Origin of the sequence: Xylanibacter ruminicola Ga6B6 (assembly GCF_000687715.1) — a bacterium.
Classification (GTDB): Bacteria; Bacteroidota; Bacteroidia; order Bacteroidales; family Bacteroidaceae; genus Prevotella; species Prevotella ruminicola_B.
Genome location: NZ_JHXD01000003.1, coordinates 46,871 through 70,239 on the forward strand (window position 1 = coordinate 46,871; position 23,369 = coordinate 70,239).

A 23,369-nucleotide genomic window follows, 5' to 3' on the forward strand; every position below is an offset into this window, starting at 1 on the left:
ACTTAAAAATTCAGTTCGCAACCAATACCCAGTACGCGGTTGGTACGTGTAAATGAGTCGCTGATCAGTGGCTCGGTTGAAGTAACACGATCGTAGTGACCGTAATTGGTCTGGAAGTAAGCAGCCTTCAGAGTGATGTTGTCGGCAGCCTTGTAGTTAAAGCCGAAACCTAAACTGTAGCTGTTTACTACGAACGACATATCGTTCATATACTCGTCGGTAAGCTGATAACGGGTAATCTGACCACCACCACTGATGGTGAGCTTGTCGGTCAAATCCCACTCTACACCAGCCAGGTACTCGTTAGTACCGCCACCCAGCAGGTCTTGAGTATTGTTATACCACTTTACGTCCTTATCAAAGAAGTGATGATAACCTACGTTCAAACGGAAGTCGTCGCTGATGCTCCACATGGCACCAACTGCCAACTGTGCAGGTGAGTCCTCGTCAATCTTCTCAGAATCGCGGAACTTATTAATAGCGGGAATCTCGCTGGCCTCGTTAACGGTCGACTCGTTCTTCATGTGAATCTCGGTCTTAGCCTCGTACTTAGCAGCGAAGTTGAACTTACCTACGCGCCAGTCGATACCAATAACAGGAGCTACACCTACGCTCGACTGGTTACACAGCAGGTTTACACCCTGTGAGTATTTCTGCAGTGAGTTCAGGCTCTGCTTGGTTCCCTCTAACTGGGCCAACTGAGTTGTGAGCTCGGCAGGAACGTCAACACCTGCTGCCTGATACTGGGCTATACCTGCGTTAACCTTGCTGATACCTGCATCAACGGTAGTTGTTGCACCCTGCAGGAAACTACCGAAGTCCAGGTAACCATTAGCGGTGTTTACCATGATGTTGCTGATCTTTGCCTTGTAGGTAGCTGTACCGTAAAGCACACGCAGACCACCGTAAACCGACAGATCCTTTGTGACCTTGTAGGCAGCACCAAGCTGGAAACCAAAGTAGTACTGACGGCCCTGCATGTAGCCATCCATATCGTAACCGGTAGCGCCCAGAGGCTTCAGCTGGTTGGCAATGCCACCAACAACGCTCTCGAACGAACCCAGTCCGTCCTGGAACTCACAGGCTCCACCACCACCAGGAACTGAGAAGTTGAACTGCAAACTCCAGTTGCCCTTGTTGTAAGCGGCCTGGATTGAGGGGATAAATGGTGCATCGGCAATACCCTCGAAAGTCTTGGTGCTCTGACCGTTGTTCTTCTTACCTAAGGCAAACAGCGGATTGTTGCACTCGATAGTACGGGTCTGGTGAGCATACTGCCAGTTGATACCTAAATAGAAACCTTCGGGCATGAAGGCTACACCGGCGGGGTTACTGTATACTCCATCAAGACCGATGGCTGCATCTCGCGCAGGGTTGCGCAAAAAGTCGATACTCTGATTGGTGTTGGTTAAGATGCCACCTGCTGTGGCTGTTGTTGTAGCTGCTGTCAGCATCAGACTGGCCAGCAAGACATTCATCTTTTTCATAATTTAAACACTTTTTTTCAAAATCGGCTGCAAAGGTATACTGAATGTTTTAAAATCTTATGTTTACGCACACAAAGTTAACGTTGTTTAACGAAAATTGCACACAAACCTGCACAAATGTGCAAAAGTGTGCAGGTTTTTGCACACTTTTGGGTGGTTTTGTGCATAAATGGATTTACTTTTTCAGCTCAGGGTAGCTCAAACGGGTGTGATAGATGGTCTTCAGCTTCTCAATCAGTACGGTTTTGGCATAGGCAATATCACGGAAGGTAATGGGGCACTCCTTAAAGTAACCCTCGGCCACCTGAGCATCAATCAGTCTGTTAACCAGTTCGCGAATCGACTTTTCTGTGTAGTCGGGCAGCGAGCGCGAGGCGGCTTCTACGGTGTCGGCCATCATCAGGATGGCCTGCTCCTTAGTAAACGGATTAGGACCAGGGTAGGTAAACAGCAGGTCGTCGACATCGTCGTTGGGGTGAGCATTCTTATATTGTACGTAGAAGTACTTGGTTTTTCCCTGTCCGTGGTGGGTGGTAATAAATTCCTTGATCACATCGGGCAGGTTGTACTTGTCGGCCAGTTTGGTTCCCTCGGTAACATGACTGATAATCATCTGGGCGCTGTCTATAGGATTCATCTTCTCGTGTGGATTTACACCCGACTGGTTTTCGGTAAAATAGATAGGATTAACAATCTTACCAATATCATGATACAGTGCACCAGTACGCACCAACTGACTCTTGGCACCAATCTTGTTGGCAATCTCGGCAGCCAGGTTTCCTACCTGAATAGAGTGCTGGAAAGTGCCTGGGGCAACCTCGCTCATCTTGCGCAGCACGACCTTGTTCATGTCAGAAAGCTCAATCAGCGTGATATTAGATGTAAAGCCGAAGGCCTTCTCGATGACATAGAGTAGGGGATATGAGCAGAATAGCAATACACCGTTGATAATCAGGTAGTTGTATTCGCTATAACTGATTTTCGAAATGTCGTTGATGCGAATCCAGTCGAGTGCCAGGTTTGTAAGAATTCCTGCCAAGGTTACCGATACGGCTGTCCAGAACAGCTGTGAACGACTTGACAGTTCGCGCAGCGAGAAGATGGCTACCAATCCGGCTACCAGTTCAACGGCTACAAACTCCAGCGGGTACTGCAGGAAGCAGGCGCAGGTAAGAACCATTGTAGAATGGGCCATAAAGGCTGTTCGCGAATCCATGAACACTCGGATGAAGATGGGCACCATCGCAAATGGTACGATATAAACATGTAGTACGCTGTGCTCTACCATCGCCGAGGCAATAATCGTAAACAGCACAATGAGTGCATACAGCATGGTGGTAGATCGTACCTTCTCAAAGTAGTCTTTTCTGAACAGGGTGAGGAAGATGGTAAAGCAGGCAATCAGGATGGCTGTGTACAGCAACTGTCCCATGATGTTCAGGCGAATCTTCTCCTGATCCACATTCTGACGCTCCATCTCCTTCTGGAACGATAGCAGTTTGTTGTAGGTTTTGCCGTCGACGATATCACCACGGTCGATAATCTTCTCGCCTCGCTGTACCAGTCCGCTGGCCAGCGGAATACTGTTTTGCAGGTCGTTCAAACTGGCCTCGCTGCGTTCCTTGTCGTAGGTGAGGTTGGGGGTGATATAGTCATTTAGGTTACATTTCTGCAGTACCTCACGATGCTTGGCAAGTGTCTGATCCTGAAACAGTTGCTCGTAGGCCGATACCACCGAGTATACATGGCTGATTTGTAGGCTGGTGGCGTTCTTACCGCTGACGATACGTACAAATCGAGAGGTGTCCTTGCTGATCTTGGCATAGTCGGAATTGCTCATGATACCCTGCTCGTACAAACGGTGCAGACGGTTTGAGATAATGCTGATGTAATCGTTGTGCAGTCCGGGAATGCCGTTTGAGTAGTCTTTTGAGAACTGGCGCACCTGTTTGCCCACAATCTCGCTGTTCATGATGTAATACGGTTCGTATTGCTTCATGATGCTGTCGCGTTCGGCCTTCACGGCTTCATCACTCTTGTAGATGGGAAAGTCGAATGGCGCTTTCAGGTCGGTATATATCCAGGGTCGGCCTTTTTCGATCTTGAAATTATGCTGACTGCTGCGTGGCATCATCCACACGATGATGGCAACAGTTATGATGATCAGACCCAAACGAATGAGGAAATCACGCCAAGTTAGGTCGTTTTTAATGTTAAAACTACTCATTTCTACGTATTTTATGCAATTATGGTGCAAAAATACGAAAAAACTCTCAATTTTTTTGTAACTTTGCACACAAATTTTAATTGATTATGTCAGAAAGAAGAGTTAGAGTACGTTTTGCACCCAGTCCAACGGGTGCTTTGCACATTGGTGGTGTGCGCACAGCATTGTATAACTATCTGTTTGCCAAGCAGCATGGTGGTGATCTGGTTTTCCGTATCGAGGATACCGATAGTAACCGTTTCGTACCAGGTGCCGAGGAGTATATCATCGAGTCGTTCAAGTGGCTCGGTATCAAGTTTGATGAAGGTGTTAGCTTTGGTGGCGACAAAGGTCCTTATCGCCAGAGCGAACGTCGTGATATTTACAAGAAATATGTTCAGCAGTTGCTGGATGCCGATAAGGCTTATATTGCTTTCGATACCCCAGAGGAGTTGGAGGCTAAGCGTGCTGAGATTCAGAACTTCCAGTACGATTGTCATACCCGCGGTCAGATGCATAACTCGCTGACCATGCCTAAGGAAGAGGTTGAGAAGCTGATTGCCGAGGGTAAACAGTATGTGGTTCGCTTCAAGGTTGAGGCTGGTCAGGAGATCCTGGTTAACGACCTGATTCGTGGCGAGGTACGTGTGAAGAGCGATATCTGTGATGATAAGGTGCTTTATAAGAGTGCCGACCAGCTACCTACCTATCATCTGGCTAACATCGTTGACGACCATCTGATGGAAATCTCGCATGTTATCCGTGGTGAGGAGTGGTTGCCATCTGCTCCATTGCACGTCATGTTGTATCGTGCTTTCGGTTGGGAGGACACCATGCCTCAGTTTGCTCACCTGCCATTGCTGCTCAAGCCCGATGGTAAGGGTAAACTGTCGAAGCGTGACGGCGACCGTCTGGGATTCCCTGTATTCCCACTGCTGTGGAAGGATCCTAAGAGTGGTGAGACTTCTCGCGGTTATCGTGAGGATGGCTACTTCCCAGAGGCTGTTATCAACTTCCTGGCTCTGCTTGGATGGAATCCTGGTACTGAGCAGGAAATCTTCTCACTCGATGAGCTGGTTCCTCTGTTCGATATCTCTAAATGTTCAAAGGCTGGTGCCAAGTTCGCCTTCGAGAAGGCTGTTTGGTTCAACCACGAGTATATTCTGAAGAAGAGCAACGAGGAGATTGCTGCTCTCTTCGAGCCTATCGTGAAAGAGCATTGTCCTAACGAGACTTCAGAGCGTGTTCTCAAGGTTACCGAGATGATGAAGGATCGTGTATCGTTTGTTCACGAGTTGTGGCCACTTTGCTCGTTCTTCTTCGAGGCTCCTACAGCCTACGATGAGAAGACTGCCAAGAAGCGTTGGAAGGAAGATAGTGCTCAGGTGATGACCGAACTGATCGGTGTGCTTGAGGGTATCGACGACTTCTCGCTCGAGAATCAGGAGCAGATTGTACACGCTTGGGTTGAGCAGAAGGAGTATAAGCTGGGTAATGTAATGAACGCATGGCGACTCACTCTCGTTGGCGAGGGTAAGGGTCCTGGCATGTTCGATATCTCTGCCTTCCTGGGTAAGGAGGAGACCATCGCCAGAATGAAACGTGCGATTGAAGTACTGGGCTAATGATTTACAACCTTGTCATATATCTGTATCTTCTTGGAGTGGCTATTTATAGCCGCTTCAATGAGAAGGTACGTAAAATGTGGCGTGGCGAGCGCGAGGCATTCAAGATTCTACGCGAAAAGGTAGATCCGAATGCCAAGTACGTGTGGTTCCATGCTGCCTCGCTGGGTGAGTTTGAGCAGGGACGCCCCTTGATGGAGCAGCTGCGCAAGGATCATCCTGAATACAAGATTCTGCTCACATTCTTCTCGCCCTCAGGTTATGAGGTGCGTAAGAACTACGAGGGTGCTGATATCATCACCTATCTGCCACTCGACACCATCACCAACGCACGTCGTTTCCTGCGTACCGTACGTCCTGTGATGGCTTTCTTCATCAAGTATGAGTTCTGGTACAACTACCTGCATATTCTGAAGCATCGTGGTGTACCTGTCTATAGCGTGTCGAGCATCTTCCGTCCCGAGCAGGTGTTCTTTAAGTGGTATGGCCGCCAGTATGGTCGCGTGCTTAATTGCTTCACTCATTTCTTTGTGCAGAACGAGATCAGCAAGGAACTCTTGGCCAAGATTGGTATCACCGATACTACCGTGGTGGGCGATACCCGCTTCGACCGTGTGCTGCAGATTAAAGAGGCTGCCAAGCAACTGCCTGTTGTTGAGGCATTCGTGAAGGATGCTCCTCTGGTGTTCGTGGCAGGTTCGTCGTGGCCTCCCGATGAAGAGATTTTCATTAAATACTTTAATGAGCATAAGAACTGGAAACTGATTATCGCCCCTCATGTGATTGGCGAGGATCATTTGCAGCAGATAGAAAAACTGCTCGAAGGTCGCAAGGTCATCCGCTATACCACTCTAGATGGGCTAGATAATCTAGAAAATCTAGATAAGCAGGATGTGTTGATTATCAACTGCTTCGGCTTGCTGTCGAGCATCTATCACTATGGCAATGTGGCTTATGTCGGTGGCGGTTTTGGTGTTGGTATCCACAACCTGTTGGAGGCTGCTGTTTGGGATGTGCCCGTATTCTTTGGTCCCAACAACCAGAAGTTCCAGGAGGCTCAGGGACTGAAGACCAGCGGTGGTTTCGAGATTAGCAGCTACGAAGATTTTGCTGCACAGATGGATCGCTTTGCTGCCGATGCTGCCTACCTGCAGGAGCAGGGCCAAAAGGCTGGTCATTTTGTAAAGGGCCAGTCGGGTGCCACACAGAAGGTACTCTCGTCTGTCGCTCTGTAATTTTTTTGTAAAGCATGAAAACTATGTGGATGATACTATTCCTGTTATTACCATTCTTGGCTATCGGCTATCTGGCATGGCACATCTGGGTGATGATGCCCGTGCAGGCTTGGCTCAAAGGGCTTGTTATCGCTGTTGGCGTACTGAGTTTTGTAATGCTGTTCCTGAATTTCCGTCGCGCCTTTGATAGCATGCCTTTGTTTACGGCTCGCTGGGCTTACGAGATTGGTACATCCTCATTGTTTGTTTTGCTTTATCTGGTGATGATTTTCCTGGTACTCGACTTGGGCCGGTTGGTTCGTCTGGTGCCCAAGTCAATTCTTTACCAAAACGGATATACTGCCCTTGGCATCTTGGTGCTGATGGTGGGCGTGTTTGTGTATGGTAATCTGCATTACCATCATAAGGAGCGTGTAGCGCTTGATTTAAAGTCGGCAAAGCCACTTGCGAAGGAATATAAGATAGTGATGGCGAGCGATCTCCATATTGGCTATCACAATCCGCGAAAGGAGCTGGCGCGCTGGGTGGATATGATGAATGCTGAGAATCCCGACTTTATCCTGATAGCAGGTGATATTATCGATGGTAGTATGCGCCCTGTGCAGGAGGAGCAGATGGCTCAGGAGTTTCGTCGCTTGAAAGCCCCCGTGTATGCCTGCTTAGGTAATCATGAGTTTTATTCGGGTGTGCCTGGTGCCAAACAGTTTTATAAGGATGCAGGTATCCACCTGTTGATTGACGAGGCTGCCGTTATTGATAGCAGCATTGTTATCATTGGTCGCGACGATCGTACCAACATGCGCCGCAAACCTATCAAAGAACTAATAACCAACACCCGTCACCTATCACCCAACACCCAACACTACACCATCGTGCTCGATCATCAGCCTTATAATTTGGATCGTGCTGAGGCGGCGGGTGTCGACTTTCAATTAAGTGGCCACACCCATCGTGGACAGGTATGGCCAATTTCTTGGATTACAGATCGTATCTACGAATGCTCTTGGGGTAGCCACCAGCGTGGCAAAACCCAGTTCTATGTCTCGTCGGGCATAGGCATCTGGGGTGGAAAGTTCCGCATTGGAACCCAGAGTGAGTATGTAGTAGCTACGCTGAAGTAAATACTTAGAATTTTGTAGGTTCTGTTTCGCCCTCCTCCAGATAGAATTTGGAGTAGGCTACATAGTGCTTGGCATTATCCGTCTGTCCTGGACGTACGGGCTTGATGTATTTGGCAGGCACGCCGCCCCAGATCTCGCCAGCAGGAATCTTGGTGTTCTGCAGCACCAAGGCGCCAGCAGCTACGATCGAGCCTTCGCCTATCTCACAACCATCCAACAGGGTGCTGCCCATACCAATCAAGGCGTTATCATGAATGGTGCAGGCATGAACGGTTACGTTATGCCCGATGGTGACGTAGTTGCCGATATGTGTAGGACCTGTCTCATGGGTTACATGCACACAACTGCCATCCTGAATGTTCGTGCAGTTGCCAATAGTGATAGGTGCTACATCGCCGCGCACCACCGCATTAAACCACACCGAGCACTCATCGCCCATCGTTACATCGCCCACAATCGTAGCGTTCTCACTAAAATAACAATCTCGCCCCCATTTGGGAGCGAGACCGCGATATGTTTTTATTAGAGCCATACCTGATAATTATCAATTATCAATTGTCAATTATCAATTGTCAACTGATTACAGGTTGGCATTGTCCTTAGCCCAATCCTCAACAGCGGGGATGATACCAAGGCTGATGATCTCGTCGCGCATCTTCTGCAGGTGCTCGTAAGAAGCCTGGAGTGAAGCCATCTCCTCAGCTGTGCCCTCGGGCTCAGTGAAGTGTACACCGTCCTTGTCGATAACAGTAGGCATAGCCATCATAACGTTCTTGAAGCCGTAAGCGTTTACATAGCAACCAGCAGGCCACTTGAAAGGCTCACCGCCCATAGCACCCTCAATCATCTTAACAGCCTGATATGCAGGGCTCTGGAATGAAGAACGGCCACGGAGCTTGATGATGTTGCTACCACCCTGAGTAGTCATGTGCTTGATCTCAGCCCAACGCTCGTCAGAGAGAGAAAGCTCTGAGAGAGGCTTGCCGTCGATGAGAGCCTTGCTGGCAAATACTGCCATCTGCTCACCATGACCACCGTAGGTGTAAGCGTTAGTAACCTTGTCCTGCTGTACGCCGAACTCCTGAGCCAGCTGCTGCTGCAGACGGGTAGAGTCGAGAGCTGCCAGAGAGGTCAGCTGGTTGGGCTTCAAACCTGAGTGAATCAGAGCTGTAAGAGCTGTTACGTCAGCGGGGTTGAAGATAACTACCACGTGCTTAACGTCTGGGCAGTACTTCTTGATGTTCTCACCGAAGTCGGCTGCAATCTGGCAGTTGCCCTTCAGCAGGTCCTCACGGGTCATACCCTCCTTACGTGGAGCACCACCTGAAGAGATGATGTACTTAGCACCAGTGAAAGCCTCCTTAGGATCTACAGTGTAAGAAATGTTTGCACCTGGGAAAGCGCAGTGGCACATCTCATCATATACACCATGAACACCTGGCTCATAGATATCATACAAACAAATGTTGGGAGTCAAGCCCAGCATCAACACACTCTGTACCATGTTAGAGCCAATCATACCACCGGCACCAACAATCACCAATTTCTCGTTAGTTAAAAAAGCCATAATTGTATTTTTATTATTGTTATTTTTAAAGTGCTGCAAAGTTACGAAAAAAGACTCATATATAGCGTTTTTTTATTATTAATCTGTGTTAATCATGTGATTTTCTGCTAGTTATTTTGTACCTTTGTAATCTCGAAATTACAAAACACGATGATGATGACAGTAAATCAACGAATAGAAGCATTGCGCGAGGTGATGAAACGCGAACATCTCGCTGCGTTTATCTTTCCAAGTACCGACCCTCATCAGGGCGAATACGTGCCCGATCATTGGAAAGGGCGCGAGTTTATCAGTGGCTTTAACGGCTCGGCTGGTACGGCTGTGGTTACGATGACTTCGGCTGCCTTGTGGACTGATTCACGCTACTTCATTGCGGCCGAGGAACAGTTGCGTGGCACCGAGTTCCAGTTGATGAAACTGAAGATGCCCGGTACGCCTACCATCCCAGAATGGATTGGTAAGGAGTGTGGCGCTGGTGCCGAAGTGGGCCTGGATGGTATGGTGAACTCTGCTAACGAGGTGAAGGAGTTGATTGCCGAACTTCGCCACCAGGGTGGCATCACGCTGCGTACTAATCTCGATCCGTTGGCACAGATCTGGACCGATCGCCCTGTTATCCCAGAGCATGTTGTCGAGATTTTTCCATTGCAGTATGCCGGTGAGAGCTGTCATGAAAAGATTGCCCGTATCCGCAAGGCCCTGCGCGAAAAACATGCCGATGGTATGCTGATGTCGGCGCTCGACGATATTGCCTGGACGCTGAACCTGCGTGGCACCGATGTGCATTGCAATCCTGTGTTCGTGAGTTACCTGCTTATCTCGTCTACAAATGTTACCTTATATATTAATAAGGTGAAGCTAACGTCCGAGGTTGAAACTTATCTTAAAGCCGAGGGGGTAGAGGTGGCACCTTACGAGGATGTGGCTAAAGGCTTGAAGGCGTATTTCGAGTATAATATCCTGCTCGATCCCAATGAGGTAAACTATACGCTTTACAAACAGGTTACTCGCGAGATTGTTGAGGTGGAATCACCTGTTAAGCGTATGAAGACTGTCAAGAATCCTACAGAGATTGCGGGTTTTAAATCAGCGATGCTGAAAGACGGTATCGCTATGGTGAAATTCTTGTACTGGTTGAAACCTGCCGTTGAAGCAGGTGGACAGACGGAGATATCTATTGACCAGAAGCTCACCTCGCTCCGTGCCGAACAACCGCTCTATCGTGATATCTCGTTCGATACCATCGCTGGTTATCAGGCTCATGGAGCCATTGTGCATTACGAGGCAACCCCAGAGACCGATATCTCCTTGAAGCCCGAGGGCTTCCTGTTGTTGGATAGCGGTGCTCAGTATCTTGATGGTACTACCGATATCACCCGCACCATTGCCCTCGGCCCTTTGACTGAGGAGCAGAAGCGCGTTTATACCTTGGTGCTTAAAGGTCATATCCAGATCGAGCTGTGTAAGTTCCCTAGCGGTGCCAGCGGTACCCAATTGGATGTGCTGGCTCGTGAGGCCATGTGGCGCGAGGGCTTTAACTATCTGCATGGTACAGGTCATGGTGTAGGCACCTATTTGAATGTTCACGAAGGTCCTCATCAGTTCCGTATGGAGTGGAAACCTGCTCCCCTTGTGGCTGGTATGACCATTACCGACGAGCCTGGTATCTATCTCGAGGGTAAGTTTGGTGTTCGCGTAGAGAATACCCTGCTTATTACTCCTTACAAGGAAACCCAGTTCGGTCAGTTCCTGCAGTTCGAGAGTCTCACCCTCTGTCCTATCGACACCACGCCGATTGTGAAAGAGATGATGTTAGACGAAGAGATCGCTTGGCTCAACCAATATCACCAGCATGTTTTAGCCACCCTTTCACCCCATCTCGATGATGAAGAAAAAGAATGGCTAAAAGATGCTTGCAAGGAGATATAATAATTACTTGCAGAACTTTTCCATAGTCTGTTTGAATGCCTCCATGTCGTCAGCGTGGAGCCAATCCAGGTCGTGGATGTTGCCTTGCTTGTCTATGATTTTATAGGTGGGAAAGCCTTGTACGTTCAGGTAACGCTCGATGGCACTCTGCTGCTCTTTGGGCAGATTGTAATGAACGCAGTTGGGACCTGCTAAGTTATACTCCTTGATGACATTCTTCCACGATTCGTCGCTGCTGCCGTTACAGAGATAGAGGTATACAATATCTAAATCCTTGAGTGCCTCCTTCTCCTTCCACGAGTCTTTTAGCCGCTGCTTACATGGTCCGCACCATGTGCCCCACACATCGAGGTAGATAACGCGCCCCTTGTATGGCTCGATAATCTTACGTAGCATCTTCTCGCCATCGGTCATATTCTCCACATCGGTAGATGGACGCAGGCTGGCTGCATTAGCCAAATCTTGATGCTCAAGGGCTATGTACTTGTCGTTTGTTGTCTTCACAATATCGAGTGCAGCAGGCAACTTTATTTCTTGCAGCGCAAAGTTCAGCGCAGCGGTGGCTAATGACTTGCGGAAGCTGTTGAGCGTCCAATAGAATCTGTGAGCCAAGGCCAAGTCTATCAAAGCTGGGTCAGGATTCGTTGATTTTACAGCCTCTAGCTGGTAGTAGATATCAACCAACGTACTCTCTTCATCTATCACAGCCTTTACATCAGGGCGCTCCATAATGGCATGATATTGCTCAGAGTAGCTGTTGCTAATATTGATGTTAAGACTATCTATTTTCTGGTTTTGGGCTTGAGCAGCATACTCCTTACGATATGCTTCTGCATAACGCTCTACAAGGGCTATCTCATCGTCGGTAATCGACACCCTGCCGTCAGCCTTAGCCCGGCGCAGAATGGTGGGATAGGCCCCTTCGGGCAAGGTAATGGTGTAACGATCAATTTTTACGCCATGACGCTCTGTTACCACTTGGTCGAGATAGTCGCGCATAAAGGTTGAGAAGGGCATAAAGAGTGTATAGGGTTTAGGCATTTTCTGCCATAGTTGCGTGGTGACGTAATCCATATACTCCTTTGGCAATTCTTTGCCAGGCACTACGAAACGTGCCTGCATCATCGATTCTCCTTGACCAGCCAAACACAAGCCATTCACGTAGTCGATATAGCGTTGCGAGAGATTGGGGCGCTTTGCAATGTTCTCCTGTATCTCAGCCTTCATCGCCTCACAGATGCCATCCATACGTGTCTTGAACTGCATCGCATCCTCGCCTTGATTGATGCGTCGATAACCCCATGCTGCAGGACAGGCAGCAAGTTCGTTCTGCAAGCGGGCATCATCGCCCATAAACAACTCTTGTCCAGTCTTAAAGTCCTTGAGGAAGAAATAGGTCTTGCCAGGCTCAAGTACTGGTGAAACAGAAGAACGGCGCAGATCAAGGAAGGCGTCTGACGAATTGACCAATGGGAAACGCAGGGTGAAACGCCCCAGCGAGTCGAGTTTTGTGGTATATCTTTCCTGATTGTCGATGATGAGGTGACTGATGATTGCTTCAAACTCTCCACTCTGTTTCCAAGCCTGTTCTGGCATATCTTTCAGCCAGCCAACGATGGTTACGCTGTCGCCTGTACGATAACCGTTGTCTACAAATCCCTTGCGCATATCCTTTGTAGGATAATCGGGCATAGTAGCTGTGGTGATGGGACTACATACGATGCCCTTTTGCTGGTCGATACCGATGGTGCGCTTACCCTTCTTTAACTTTCCTACCTTGATGATTGGCCCATCGGTAAGGGCAATGGTGTAAGCATCCTTATTGTTTGTCAGCGTGGCGATATCCCACACCTTATTATTATATATCACGTGGTTGACAGCAAAACCTATCAGCCAATCGCCTGTAGCATTGTTGCGCCAATAGGTATCAATGATGCCATCAGGAATCTCGCCAGCTCCATGAATGTTCGAGAACGTTAAACCTGCGGGTTCAATCAAATCCATCCGCGTGGTGCCGAGTGGTGCAGGATTAAATATCAGCGAGAAGTCTACCGTATCAGTAGGCATGGTGTAACCCTCGTTGAGTTTGATAACGGTTGCGTTCTTGACGGCGTACTGCTGAGTACCTACTTTCAGATGTGTGCCACTGGTGAATCCAAACTGCTTGCCAGCTCGAAAACTAAGCCGCATGCACACTTCGGTACTATCTGGCGTAAACGTAACTTTGGTTATATCGATAACGGGAATGTTGCAATAACCAGTAATGACATCATCCCACACTTTGGATTTTTGCGCCAACGCAGCCACACAGGTTATAGCCAGCACGATAGTTGATAAAAGTTTCTTCATTTTTAATTATTTTTTCTTAAGTGGATGCAAAGGTAAACGTTTTTGTCCATTCCTCAAAAAATAAATAGAAGAATTATATGTATTTTAAGAACATCTCTGCTTTGGTGATTTTTTCTTGCCACAAAATTGCAAAATTCTCAAAAATTGCTGCTTTCGGATGGAAGAATACCTGCCGTTTTTTCGCATATTTTGTTGTGTTTGCTTGCTAATTTGGAAAAATCATTGTATGTTTGCCCGCAAATAACGGAATTCAGAAATGGATGAGCAGAAAGATAAAAGATGGATTCAGCGATATGCTAACTATCATAAGGCATGTGGCAGACTCGTTGAGGTGACTGAGGCCGACAGGTTCTTGGTCTGTTGAAAAAACTGGATGAAGATTTGAACGTGCTTTCACAAAACGAAGATTATAAACAGACATGAAATTTGGACTAAGCGATACTGTTATTAAGGAACTGCAAGATGTGTTTCGTCGGCATGCGAACATCAAGAAAGTTCTGATTTTCGGCTCTCGGTCGAAAGGAACTTATCGTGAAGGTTCAGATATCGATCTGGCTGTGATTGGCGAAGGTGTTGATTATAATCAGATACTAACCATTCTGTGCGAGATTGATGATTTGGAACTCCTGTACTCCATCGATCTGCTTGATTACAATAAAAAGAAAGGTACACCAATAGGCGACCATATCGATAGAGTAGGGCAGATATTTTACGAAGCAGCATAGATCATAAGCGGCACCTCAATCACTGCGAGGTGCCGCTTTTTTATAAAAAAATAAGGTGGATTGTTGGTAAAATACAATAAAAAAGTGTACCTTTGCAGCAGATACTAAAAAGCTAAAGTATATGCCTAGAAAAGAAAGTGGAATGTGGTATGAGGTTCATCGAACCCCAGTAAAGGGCGAAGATGGACAAAACATAGTATATGTCCGTCCCAAAAGCGGAATGAAGCTGAACATGAAGCAGCTCGAGGACTACTGCGAGCGGATGAACTATCTGCGGTATGGCGAACTAAGTAGGGTGATGGATGCCTTTGTGCGTGCAGCGGGTAGATTCCTGGCCGAGGGCTATCGCATTGATACACCTATAGGTTCGTTTGCGCCAAAGTTGTCGCTGGCTAAACAGTTGACTGATGCCGACCAGGTGAAAGATCGCGATGTAAGGCTTGAGGGCGTGGAGTATAACCCTGGCAAGTTTTGGGAAAGGGAGATTATGAAGTGGCTCGACGGATTTCGTCGCTATCATAACCCTGACACCAAGGAGATACTGGCCGATAAGGATAAACTGGAACAGACGATGCGCGACTGTTTGCAGCGTAACGGCTATATTACTGCTGGCATGTTTGCCCACATTACAGGGCTTACTATCTATTCGGCTCGTAAACAACTGCAGGAGTGGTCCAAGGGCGACAATCCTAAACTGCTGATGACACCACGTGGCAAGGAGCACATCTATACAGAGATATAAATAGATGACGATGGTGCTGGAGTGCGATTGAAATCGGGTATAGTCGAACAGTTGTTTGCGTATAGGCGCACAATCGTTTGAGTATAGGCAAACGATATTTAAACAGGCATTCTGTACCTGTTTGCCTTAGGTTTTGTACTTGCTAGGTTTAATATTCGCACCTTCATCTATTAGTATTCGCAACTGCACTACTTCACGGTGTAATGGTCACGTGGTCACAGCTGTGACCATGTGACCGCAGTGAGGAAGATGTGATGTTTTGTTGTGACTAACTTATTGATAAATAGATAATTACGAATAAAAACAAATAATCAAAAGGATAAAATGGTCACATGGTCACAGCTGTGACCATGTGACCGATAAACATGAAATGAGTATGAAGACCGAAGAAATTAAAAAGATTGTTGACGACGAGCGCACTGAGCAATTAACGGTTCAGGTGTGCCGTCATTGGCAGGTGGCTGCCGACCGGCTTGAGTGCTTGGTACAGGAACTGACTGATGGTATGGATACTTGTGTTGAGGCTGAAGTCTATGCAGCCATCATGCGTATGCAGAGTACGATGACGGCCTTGGTCGAGCTGAATAAGATGCCTTGCGCATTTTTATATTCCGAGTATCTGGATCGCATCGATAAGATGGTGTGCAACAACAGTTTACGCAAATCGGTAATAACGCTTACCAGTAATTATTTGGGCGAGCCATTAGCGCATAAGTCGGTATCGTTTGTGGATCTTTCGCAGCAGATGATGAATCAGTATTTTGCTATGCCACCTCAAGAGGCTAAGAACGCACAGCCTGAAAGTTCGCCATTGCAATACTTTATGTATGTTTGTGCTCAGCATCTTAAGCCAGAAGATTTGATAGTGATGGCCACCATTGTTAATAGTATAAACGAGAAAGATGCATCGCAGGATAAAGATTTGGCAACCACCTATTTTAAAACATTACACCAAGCGATGGATTCGATAGGTACGGGTTTAACCAACAATATGCAGGTTATGGTACTTTGGCTGTTGGTTCTGATGCTATTGCCAGGAATGCTTGTGAGCATTATGAAGAGTAACCGAAGTAAAGGCAAGGCAATGGCCAACCTGCTTGATAAGGAATTGGCACGTGTGCGAAAGAGCAACACCTGGGAGGCCTATTGGAAAGAACATCGTGATACACTCAGGGTGGTAAACGATAGCTGCTCGTGGATGGAAGTGATGGCTGCCGAGCGCAGTAAAGAGCTGCAGGAACTGGCACAGGTACCTGGTGGACTGTTTGCCAAATGGAGTGCCGATCGCGAGGCGTTCGACCGGGATTTTCAGGAGGCACAACTTGGTGATGAGCAAATCCGTTATTTCATTTTCCACCTTGCATCGCTTTGCGAAGTTGCCCGCGAACTGGATCCTACCACCAAGTTCGGACAAGAGCAGCTGGTAAACACCGATGTTCAGCAGATAGGCGAGGCTGTGATAAATGCTGCCAATAAACTTGCCAATCTTCTTGACGAGAAGTGGATGCCCCATTATATAAATATGTGGAGGGAGTTGATAGAGGATGAAAACATATTTGCTCACCTGAAGGTTACTCGTAAAAGTCCGCATAATAATCAGTTTACTGCCCGCTTTTTCTGTCATTTGGTGGGAGAAATGAAAAAAAGTGCAATGTTTGGCGCTCATTCCGACCGCGATTTAGCCCAAAAGCTTACTGAGGTACGATATGTTGACACATTCAGAAAGAATATTCAGGAAGGTTTTAGTAGTGAAGACGAAAAATTGAAAAAAGTTTTTAGTGCTATCTATCAGAAATATAACCAGTTAGCAAACTCTAAGAATAATTGCACTATTAGCTAGAATTATCCCATTTTGAAGGTGCAAAACCCCTTGCGACCTTTGCCGCCGATATGATACAAATGGCATCATCTTTTAGCGGCAAGCCTCGCAAGGCGAGCATGGCTGCTTACCGTCAGCTGCTGGCGGAGAATCACGTAGAGGAAATCCTCACCGACGTGAAGCAGAACAAGAATTTGAGTCGCAAGAAGGAACTGCCTGTATGGCTGCCTCTTGCAGAGTGTTTTACCAACGGAACCCGTAAAGCTGAAGATGCTGTACCTTCGGGACTTTTCTTCCTCGACATCGATGAGAAGGGTCTGACTGAGGAGCTCTGGGGTAAGGTTTGGACGGAGAACCTGATAGACGAATGCCGTATTGCGTATTTTGCCGAGAGTGCCGGAGGTGGTACCCACATCTGGGCTTGGCGTACACCTGGGGCTACCATCGAGGAGGATATCCAGAAACTGGCTGCCCGACTCGGGGTAAGTTACGATTCGCATGTTACCGACCTGGCCCGATGCTGTTTTATGGTTAGTGAGCAGTATGTGAGGTTTCTCGATCCTGCGGTGTTCGAGCCTCTTACCGAGGAGCAGAAGAAGCTGTATGAGGTTGGAAACCATCCAGTTGCTGAGAGTGAAGCTGCACCTGTCGCATCGTCTTCCTCATCTCTTAACTACAAGGGTATTCCTTATGAGAGCATCGTATCGGGATTGCTCCTGAAGTTGGGATATGGCGATGCTCCAGCCGAAGGTGAGCGTAATATGGCACTCTATACAATGAGTCGCTATATGCGTTTCATCTGCGATTTCGACGAGCAGAAGCTTTTCTCAATTCTTCCTCATTGGGGACTGTCTGACCATGAGACTATTTCTACCATCAAAAGCGCTGTGGGCAGTACCCGCCCCTCGGATATGCCTTCGATTATGAAGGATGTGCTGTCCACCTTGGGAGCAGTAGCTGAAGCTGGTCAGGATGGTGATGACGAGACCTTTGTAGCTCCTGTTGATAAGGAATTGCCTGGCATACTTCAGGACCTTTCCGATCATGCTCCTGAAGAATTCCGCGAGGCTACCCTGATGGCCGCCATGCCTATGCTTGGCACATTGGCCACAAGTGTCAGGGCCAAATATCGCGACGGCAAGCTGAATTCACCCAGTTTTATCGTGGATATCGAGGCGCCTCAGGCCACTGGTAAGTCGTTCGTGGATACTGAGTACGAACTGCTGATGGATCCTATCATCAAGCAGGACGAGGTGGAGTGGCAGAAGGAAATCGAGTACTCGCTGGCCAAGAAAAACGGCGAGGAGGTGGAGAATCCCTGCAGTCAGATTCGTATCATCGAACCTAACATCGGTGTGTCGGCATTCCTGGAGCGTGCTCTCTATGCCAAGGGTAAGCATCTGTTTACCTATGCCCCTGAGATTGAGACTGTTCTGAAGAATAACAAGGGAGGTGCGTGGACAGAGAAGAACGACCTGTTCCGCCTGGCTTACGACAACAAACCTTGGGGACAGCACCGCATTTCGAAGGATTCGTTCTCGGGTAAGGTCACCCTCTATTATAATATGGTGATGTGTGGTACACCTAATAAGTGCCGTGCTTTCTTTGCCGATGCCGAGAGTGGTCTGGTTAGCCGAGTAACGCCTGTGCTTCTGCCTGACATGGTAGGTGCCAAGATGCCTAAGTTTAAGACGTGGACCAAGGAAGAGGAGGAAAAGGTGAAACGCCAGTGTCTCTGTTTGATGGATGAGGAGGGTGAGGTAAGTCTGCCTCTTATCAATCAGGCCATCGAAGAGTGGGACGAAGGTAAGCGTCAGGAGTATCTGCAGACACTACGATATTCTATCGATGTGCTTCGTCGTCGTGCTGCACTCAATGGTTTCCGTGCCGGCATCATCGCCTATCTGCTCGAAGGCAGGCAGGAAACTGACCGAGCCATTAAGTTTGCCATCTGGTATGCTGAGCGTTGTTTCTATTATCAGTTGCTGATTTATGGCAATAAGATTGATGCCTTGCGCGATGGCGCTATCAGTGCTCAGGCCTCAAAGGGTAATATTCGCTACCTGGATGCTTTGTCTAAGGAGTTCTCAAAGGAAGATTTGGTAAATCTCCGTTTGGCAAATGGTGAATCGGGTGTGGTAAAGACCATTATTTACCGTTGGGTTAAAGAAGGCAAAATTGTGAAGATTGACACCAACCTCTGGCAGAAATGCTAGAGGTATGGTGTTGAAAATCAAGTATTTTGCGTGTAATTTGATAAAAAATGTGTAAAAACTTGGTAGTTTTGTAAAAAATCAGTAACTTTGCACCCGCTTTTCGAGGCACTGGGCCCGAAAGCATTAAGTTTAACATAAATAATTAAAAGCAAAACAAATGATTATTGTACCAGTAAAGGAAGGCGAGAACATTGAGAAGGCTCTCAAGAAGTTCAAGAGAAAGTTCGAGAAGACAGGTGTTGTAAAGGAGCTGCGTCGTCGTCAGCAGTTTGACAAGCCATCTGTACTGAAGCGCCTGAAGATGGAGCACGCTGTATATGTTCAGCAGCTTCGCGCTAACGAGGAATAAAAAAAGTTCCCCGAAAATTTGGTAGTTTCGAGAAATTTCCGTAAATTCGTACCCAAATACTAAAGGTTGCGATTTTATGATGATTAACCAGTTTCTGGACTACCTGCGCTACGAGCGGAATACATCTCCGCTAACGGTGCAGACATACGAAGAAAGTCTTAGGGACTTTGCATCGTATCTGACTTTTAGGGATAATGATCTCTCTTTAGGTTCGGTTGATGCCGACCTGATCCGTGACTGGATGGAGAGTCTCATGGATAAAGGAAACTCTGCCTCAACAATCAATAAGAAATTGAGCGCACTGCGTTCCTTTTACCGCTTTGCCCTAAAGAGACAACTGGTTAAGGCCGACCCAGCGCATGCTGTTGTAGGTCCAAAGAAATCAAAACCACTGCCGCAGTTCCTTCGCGAAGGAGAAATGGACCGTCTGATAGACGGCGTAGAGTGGGATAGTTCTTTTAATAATGTACGTGCGCGTACCATATTATTACTATTCTACGAAGCCGGTCTTCGACGTGCGGAACTTGTAAGTCTGAACGATAGGGATGTAGACTTTGATGCGGCACAACTGAAAGTAACGGGAAAAAGGAATAAGCAGCGCATAGTGCCCTTCGGTGCTGAGCTGGCCGAGGTGCTCAAGCAGTATCAGTCTGCTCGCAACGAACAATTCGGCGAAACCTGCGGCGCGCTTTTTCTGAGCGACAAAGGGCAGCGGATTACCGACAGTCAGGTTTATCAGATCGTGAAGAAGTATCTTTCGATGGTTACCTCGCTGAAAAAACGTTCGCCACACGTGCTTAGGCACACCTTTGCCACTGCCATGCTGAACAATGGTGCCGGGTTGGAAACAATCAAGAGTTTGTTAGGACACGCCAGTGTTAGTACAACCGAGATTTATACCCACACCACGTTTGAGCAACTAAAGCGAATTTATAAAGAGGCTCATCCTAGAGCCTGAACCTTTTTATTAACAACCTAAAATAGGAGGTAATTATGGAGATTAAGATTAAGTCGATTCACTTCGACGCTACCGAGAAGTTAGAGGCGTTCATCGAAAAGAAGGTCGCCAAGTTAGAAAAATCGTTTGAGGATATACAGAAAGTAGAGGTGCAACTTAAAGTAGTCAAGCCAGCCACGGCTCAAAATAAGGAAGCAAGTCTTGAGGTTTTCGTTCCAGGAACCACTCTCTTCGTAGACAAGACATGTGACACTTTTGAGGAAGGAATTGACCTTTGCGTGGATTCTATGAGGGCTCAATTGACGAAATTTAAGGAAAAATTGAGAAATAGATAAAAAAAACTCGAAAAAGTTTTGGTAATTCAAAAATAAGTCGTAACTTTGCAGCCGTTTTCCGACAGGTCGTAAATCTGAAACAGAGAACGGCTGCTTAGAAAAGCCTCTTTAGCTCAGTTGGCCAGAGCACGTGATTTGTAATCTCGGGGTCGTTGGTTCGAATCCGACAAGAGGCTCAAGAAGGAAGGAGGAGGGTAGGCGAAAGCCAATCCGCTTGGTTCGAAAGAACAAAAGGGAAGGTCGTCCCTCGCTTAATAAGCGGAAATGACATGGGTGTTTTCCAGAGTGGCCAAATGGGGCAGACTGTAAATCTGCTGTCTTTCGACTTCGGTGGTTCGAATCCATCAGCACCCACTTCAAGAGATGTTTGCGGAAATAGCTCAGTTGATAGAGCACTAGCCTTCCAAGCTGGGGGTCGCGGGTTTGAGCCCCGTTTTCCGCTCCAAGAACATGCTGTAATAGCTCAGTGGTAGAGCACTTCCTTGGTAAGGAAGAGGTCCTGAGTTCAACTCTCAGTTACAGCTCTCTTGCGATTAGAAGGAGGAAACTGAAAATTCGTAATAATTAACAAAATTAATAACAAGTAAAATGGCAAAAGAGAATTTTGTGCGCACCAAACCGCACGTAAACATCGGTACTATCGGTCACGTTGACCACGGTAAGACAACTCTGACAGCTGCTATCACAACTGTGCTGGCAAAGGCTGGTCTCTCTGAGGTTAAGTCATTCGATCAGATTGACAACGCTCCCGAGGAGAAGGAGCGTGGTATCACTATTAACACCGCTCACGTTGAGTACGAGACTGCTACTCGTCACTACGCTCACGTTGACTGCCCAGGACACGCTGACTATGTAAAGAACATGGTAACTGGTGCTGCTCAGATGGACGGTGCTATTCTTGTTGTAGCTGCTACTGACGGTCCTATGCCTCAGACTCGTGAGCACGTTCTGCTCGCTCGTCAGGTAAACGTTCCCCGTCTGGTTGTATTCCTGAACAAGTGCGATATGGTTGAGGATGAGGAGATGCTGGAGCTCGTTGAGATGGAGGTTCAGGAGATTCTCGCTCAGTACGAGTTCGAGGAGGATACTCCTATCATTCGTGGTTCTGCCCTTGGTGCACTGAACGGTGTTGCTAAGTGGGAGGAGAAGGTAATGGAGCTCATGAACACTTGTGATACATGGATCCAGGAGCCTCCTCGTGCAACTGACAAGCCATTCTTGATGCCTGTTGAGGATGTATTCTCAATCACAGGTCGTGGTACAGTTGCTACTGGTCGTATCGAGACTGGTGTTATCCACGTTGGTGATGAGGTTGAGCTGCTCGGTCTTGGTGAGGACAAGAAGTCAGTTGTAACTGGCGTTGAGATGTTCCGCAAGATTCTTGATGAGGGTCAGGCTGGTGATAACGTAGGTCTGCTGCTCCGCGGTATCGACAAGAACGAGATCAAGCGTGGTATGGTACTCTGCCACCCAGGTCAGATCAAGCCATTCAAGAAGTTCAAGGCTTCTATCTACGTTCTGAAGAAGGAAGAGGGTGGTCGTCACACTCCATTCGGAAACAAGTATCGTCCTCAGTTCTATCTCCGCACAATGGACTGCACAGGTGAGATTTCACTGCCCGCAGGTGTTGAGATGGTAATGCCTGGTGATAACGTAGAGATCACTGTTGAGCTTATCTACGCTGTAGCTCTGAACCCAGGTCTGCGCTTCGCTATCCGTGAGGGTGGTCGCACAGTAGGTTCTGGTCAGATCACAGAGGTTTACGAGGACTAATCCTCAGTAAGCTCTAGGAAATCTAGAAATTCTAGTTAAAACTAGATATAGCCAAGCCCCCGTTTTTAATGGGCGGGGGCTTACTTACGGGAATAGCTCAGTTGGTAGAGCATCGGTCTCCAAAACCGAGGGTCGTGGGTTCGAGTCCTCCTTCCCGTGCTAAATAAGAAATAATATGTTTAAGAAGTTTATCGATTATTGCAAAGCTTGTTACGACGAGCTCGCACATAAGACAACGTGGCCTTCTCGCAAGGAGTTGACTCATAGCGCAGTAGTGGTGCTTTCAGCATCGCTCATTATTGCTTTGGTGGTATGGGCTATGGACTTTGTGTTCAAGTCGGTAATGAGTATGGTTTATCCCGGTTAATATAACGCAAGAGAAATGGCTCAGTCAGGAATGAAATGGTACGTACTTCGCGCAGTTAGCGGTAAAGAGGCCAAGGTAAAGGAATACCTTGAGGCTCTGATGAAGCGTGACTCTTTCCTTCAGTCAAACGTAGGTCAGGTTTTGCTGCCTACCGAGAAATATGCTCAGTTGCGTAATGGTAAGCGTGTGGTAAAAGAGAAGCTGTTTCTGCCAGGTTATGTGTTGGTAGAGGCCAACCTGCAGGGAGAAATGGCTCACACACTGCGCTTTATGCCTAATGTGTTAGGCTTCTTGGGCGGTTTGGATAATCCAACCCCTGTAAAGCAGAGTGATATTAACAGAATCCTTGGTACTGCCGAGGAGACGGAGATAAAGAGTGAAGAGATTGGTGTACCTTATGCTGTGGATGAAGCAGTTAAGGTAACAGATGGACCTTTCAGCGGATTCAGCGGAATTATCGAAGAGGTGAATGCCGAGAAACACAAGCTGAAAGTTATGGTTAAGATTTTCGGTCGCAAGACTCCTCTGGAGCTTGGATATAATCAGGTAGAAAAGGAATAGGGTGA

At 47.4% G+C, this 23,369-nt stretch carries 19 protein-coding genes and 5 tRNA genes; 19 read left to right on the forward strand and 5 right to left on the reverse strand.

Going from position 1 to position 23,369, the window contains the following annotated elements; translation table 11 throughout:
• Window positions 1–2 precede the first annotated feature (2 nt).
• Together T500_RS0102970 and T500_RS0102975 are read right to left on the reverse strand one after the other, a co-directional pair.
• Window positions 3–1,487, reverse strand: coding sequence for an OmpP1/FadL family transporter (locus T500_RS0102970; RefSeq protein WP_028906889.1), 1,485 nt, complete (start codon window positions 1,485–1,487; stop codon window positions 3–5).
• Between the two features lie 175 nt (window positions 1,488–1,662).
• The gene (locus T500_RS0102975; RefSeq protein ID WP_028906890.1) at window positions 1,663–3,714 is read right to left on the reverse strand and encodes an HD family phosphohydrolase; all 2,052 of its coding nucleotides are present in this window, start codon (window positions 3,712–3,714) and stop codon (window positions 1,663–1,665) included.
• Window positions 3,715–3,800: 86 nt separating this feature from the next.
• Here T500_RS0102975 and gltX point away from each other — a divergent pair, with 86 nt between their 5' ends.
• Genes gltX through T500_RS0102990 form a run of 3 tightly spaced genes read left to right on the forward strand, consistent with a single transcriptional unit; the run spans window position 3,801 to window position 7,674 of the window.
• Window positions 3,801–5,318, forward strand: coding sequence for a glutamate--tRNA ligase (gene gltX, locus T500_RS0102980; protein ID WP_028906891.1), 1,518 nt, complete (start codon window positions 3,801–3,803; stop codon window positions 5,316–5,318).
• A gap of 2 nt (window positions 5,319–5,320) precedes the next feature.
• Window positions 5,321–6,553, forward strand: coding sequence for a 3-deoxy-D-manno-octulosonic acid transferase (locus tag T500_RS0102985; protein WP_028906892.1), 1,233 nt, complete (start codon window positions 5,321–5,323; stop codon window positions 6,551–6,553).
• A gap of 14 nt (window positions 6,554–6,567) precedes the next feature.
• Window positions 6,568–7,674 carry a metallophosphoesterase gene (locus T500_RS0102990; protein WP_028906893.1) on the forward strand — a complete coding sequence of 369 codons (1,107 nt, stop codon included), beginning with the start codon at window positions 6,568–6,570 and terminating at the stop codon, window positions 7,672–7,674.
• 4 nt (window positions 7,675–7,678) lie between these two features.
• Here T500_RS0102990 and T500_RS0102995 read toward each other — a convergent pair whose 3' ends face one another.
• Together T500_RS0102995 and T500_RS0103000 are read right to left on the reverse strand one after the other, a co-directional pair.
• Window positions 7,679–8,206: a gamma carbonic anhydrase family protein gene (locus tag T500_RS0102995; protein ID WP_028906894.1), complete on the reverse strand. Its 528-nt coding sequence runs from the start codon at window positions 8,204–8,206 to the stop codon at window positions 7,679–7,681.
• Window positions 8,207–8,254: 48 nt separating this feature from the next.
• Window positions 8,255–9,241, reverse strand: a complete 987-nt coding sequence (locus tag T500_RS0103000; protein ID WP_028906895.1) for a malate dehydrogenase — start codon at window positions 9,239–9,241, stop codon at window positions 8,255–8,257.
• 153 nt (window positions 9,242–9,394) lie between these two features.
• Between T500_RS0103000 and T500_RS0103005 the strand changes: the two genes are divergently transcribed.
• Complete coding sequence (locus tag T500_RS0103005) at window positions 9,395–11,170, forward strand: aminopeptidase P family protein (protein ID WP_028906896.1); 1,776 nt, start codon at window positions 9,395–9,397, stop codon at window positions 11,168–11,170.
• A 3-nt stretch (window positions 11,171–11,173) separates the two neighbouring features.
• On the opposite strand, the gene T500_RS0103010 is transcribed toward T500_RS0103005, so the two are convergent.
• On the reverse strand, window positions 11,174–13,519 hold the full coding sequence (locus T500_RS0103010; RefSeq protein ID WP_028906897.1) for a TlpA family protein disulfide reductase: 2,346 nt from the start codon (window positions 13,517–13,519) through the stop codon (window positions 11,174–11,176).
• A gap of 419 nt (window positions 13,520–13,938) precedes the next feature.
• Between T500_RS0103010 and T500_RS0103015 the strand changes: the two genes are divergently transcribed.
• From T500_RS0103015 to nusG, 15 genes are all read left to right on the forward strand, one after another.
• Window positions 13,939–14,244 (forward strand): nucleotidyltransferase domain-containing protein, encoded by a 306-nt coding sequence (locus T500_RS0103015; protein WP_013063788.1) that lies wholly within the window; start codon window positions 13,939–13,941, stop codon window positions 14,242–14,244.
• 121 nt (window positions 14,245–14,365) lie between these two features.
• Window positions 14,366–14,986 carry a hypothetical protein gene (locus T500_RS0103020; protein WP_028906898.1) on the forward strand — a complete coding sequence of 207 codons (621 nt, stop codon included), beginning with the start codon at window positions 14,366–14,368 and terminating at the stop codon, window positions 14,984–14,986.
• A gap of 376 nt (window positions 14,987–15,362) precedes the next feature.
• Window positions 15,363–16,826 (forward strand): hypothetical protein, encoded by a 1,464-nt coding sequence (locus tag T500_RS0103025; RefSeq protein ID WP_155267409.1) that lies wholly within the window; start codon window positions 15,363–15,365, stop codon window positions 16,824–16,826.
• A gap of 59 nt (window positions 16,827–16,885) precedes the next feature.
• A complete protein-coding gene (locus T500_RS0103030; protein WP_028906900.1) occupies window positions 16,886–19,021 on the forward strand; it encodes a hypothetical protein in 2,136 nt (711 codons plus the stop codon).
• 157 nt (window positions 19,022–19,178) lie between these two features.
• The gene (gene rpsU, locus T500_RS0103035) at window positions 19,179–19,370 is read left to right on the forward strand and encodes a 30S ribosomal protein S21 (protein ID WP_013065274.1); all 192 of its coding nucleotides are present in this window, start codon (window positions 19,179–19,181) and stop codon (window positions 19,368–19,370) included.
• A 76-nt stretch (window positions 19,371–19,446) separates the two neighbouring features.
• Window positions 19,447–20,328 (forward strand): site-specific tyrosine recombinase/integron integrase, encoded by an 882-nt coding sequence (xerA, locus tag T500_RS0103040; protein ID WP_028906901.1) that lies wholly within the window; start codon window positions 19,447–19,449, stop codon window positions 20,326–20,328.
• Between the two features lie 35 nt (window positions 20,329–20,363).
• Window positions 20,364–20,663: a ribosome hibernation-promoting factor, HPF/YfiA family gene (gene hpf, locus T500_RS0103045; RefSeq protein ID WP_013063088.1), complete on the forward strand. Its 300-nt coding sequence runs from the start codon at window positions 20,364–20,366 to the stop codon at window positions 20,661–20,663.
• A gap of 102 nt (window positions 20,664–20,765) precedes the next feature.
• Window positions 20,766–20,839 (forward strand) — tRNA-Thr (locus T500_RS0103050).
• A 95-nt stretch (window positions 20,840–20,934) separates the two neighbouring features.
• A tRNA-Tyr gene (locus T500_RS0103055) sits at window positions 20,935–21,017 on the forward strand.
• A 15-nt stretch (window positions 21,018–21,032) separates the two neighbouring features.
• Window positions 21,033–21,108 (forward strand) — tRNA-Gly (locus tag T500_RS0103060).
• 7 nt (window positions 21,109–21,115) lie between these two features.
• Window positions 21,116–21,187 (forward strand) — tRNA-Thr (locus T500_RS0103065).
• 64 nt (window positions 21,188–21,251) lie between these two features.
• Window positions 21,252–22,436: an elongation factor Tu gene (gene tuf, locus T500_RS0103070; RefSeq protein WP_028906902.1), complete on the forward strand. Its 1,185-nt coding sequence runs from the start codon at window positions 21,252–21,254 to the stop codon at window positions 22,434–22,436.
• 86 nt (window positions 22,437–22,522) lie between these two features.
• Window positions 22,523–22,595 (forward strand) — tRNA-Trp (locus tag T500_RS0103075).
• A gap of 16 nt (window positions 22,596–22,611) precedes the next feature.
• On the forward strand, window positions 22,612–22,803 hold the full coding sequence (secE, locus tag T500_RS0103080; protein WP_013063860.1) for a preprotein translocase subunit SecE: 192 nt from the start codon (window positions 22,612–22,614) through the stop codon (window positions 22,801–22,803).
• Window positions 22,804–22,818: 15 nt separating this feature from the next.
• Window positions 22,819–23,364, forward strand: coding sequence for a transcription termination/antitermination protein NusG (nusG, locus tag T500_RS0103085; RefSeq protein ID WP_028906903.1), 546 nt, complete (start codon window positions 22,819–22,821; stop codon window positions 23,362–23,364).
• Window positions 23,365–23,369: the final 5 nt, after the last annotated feature.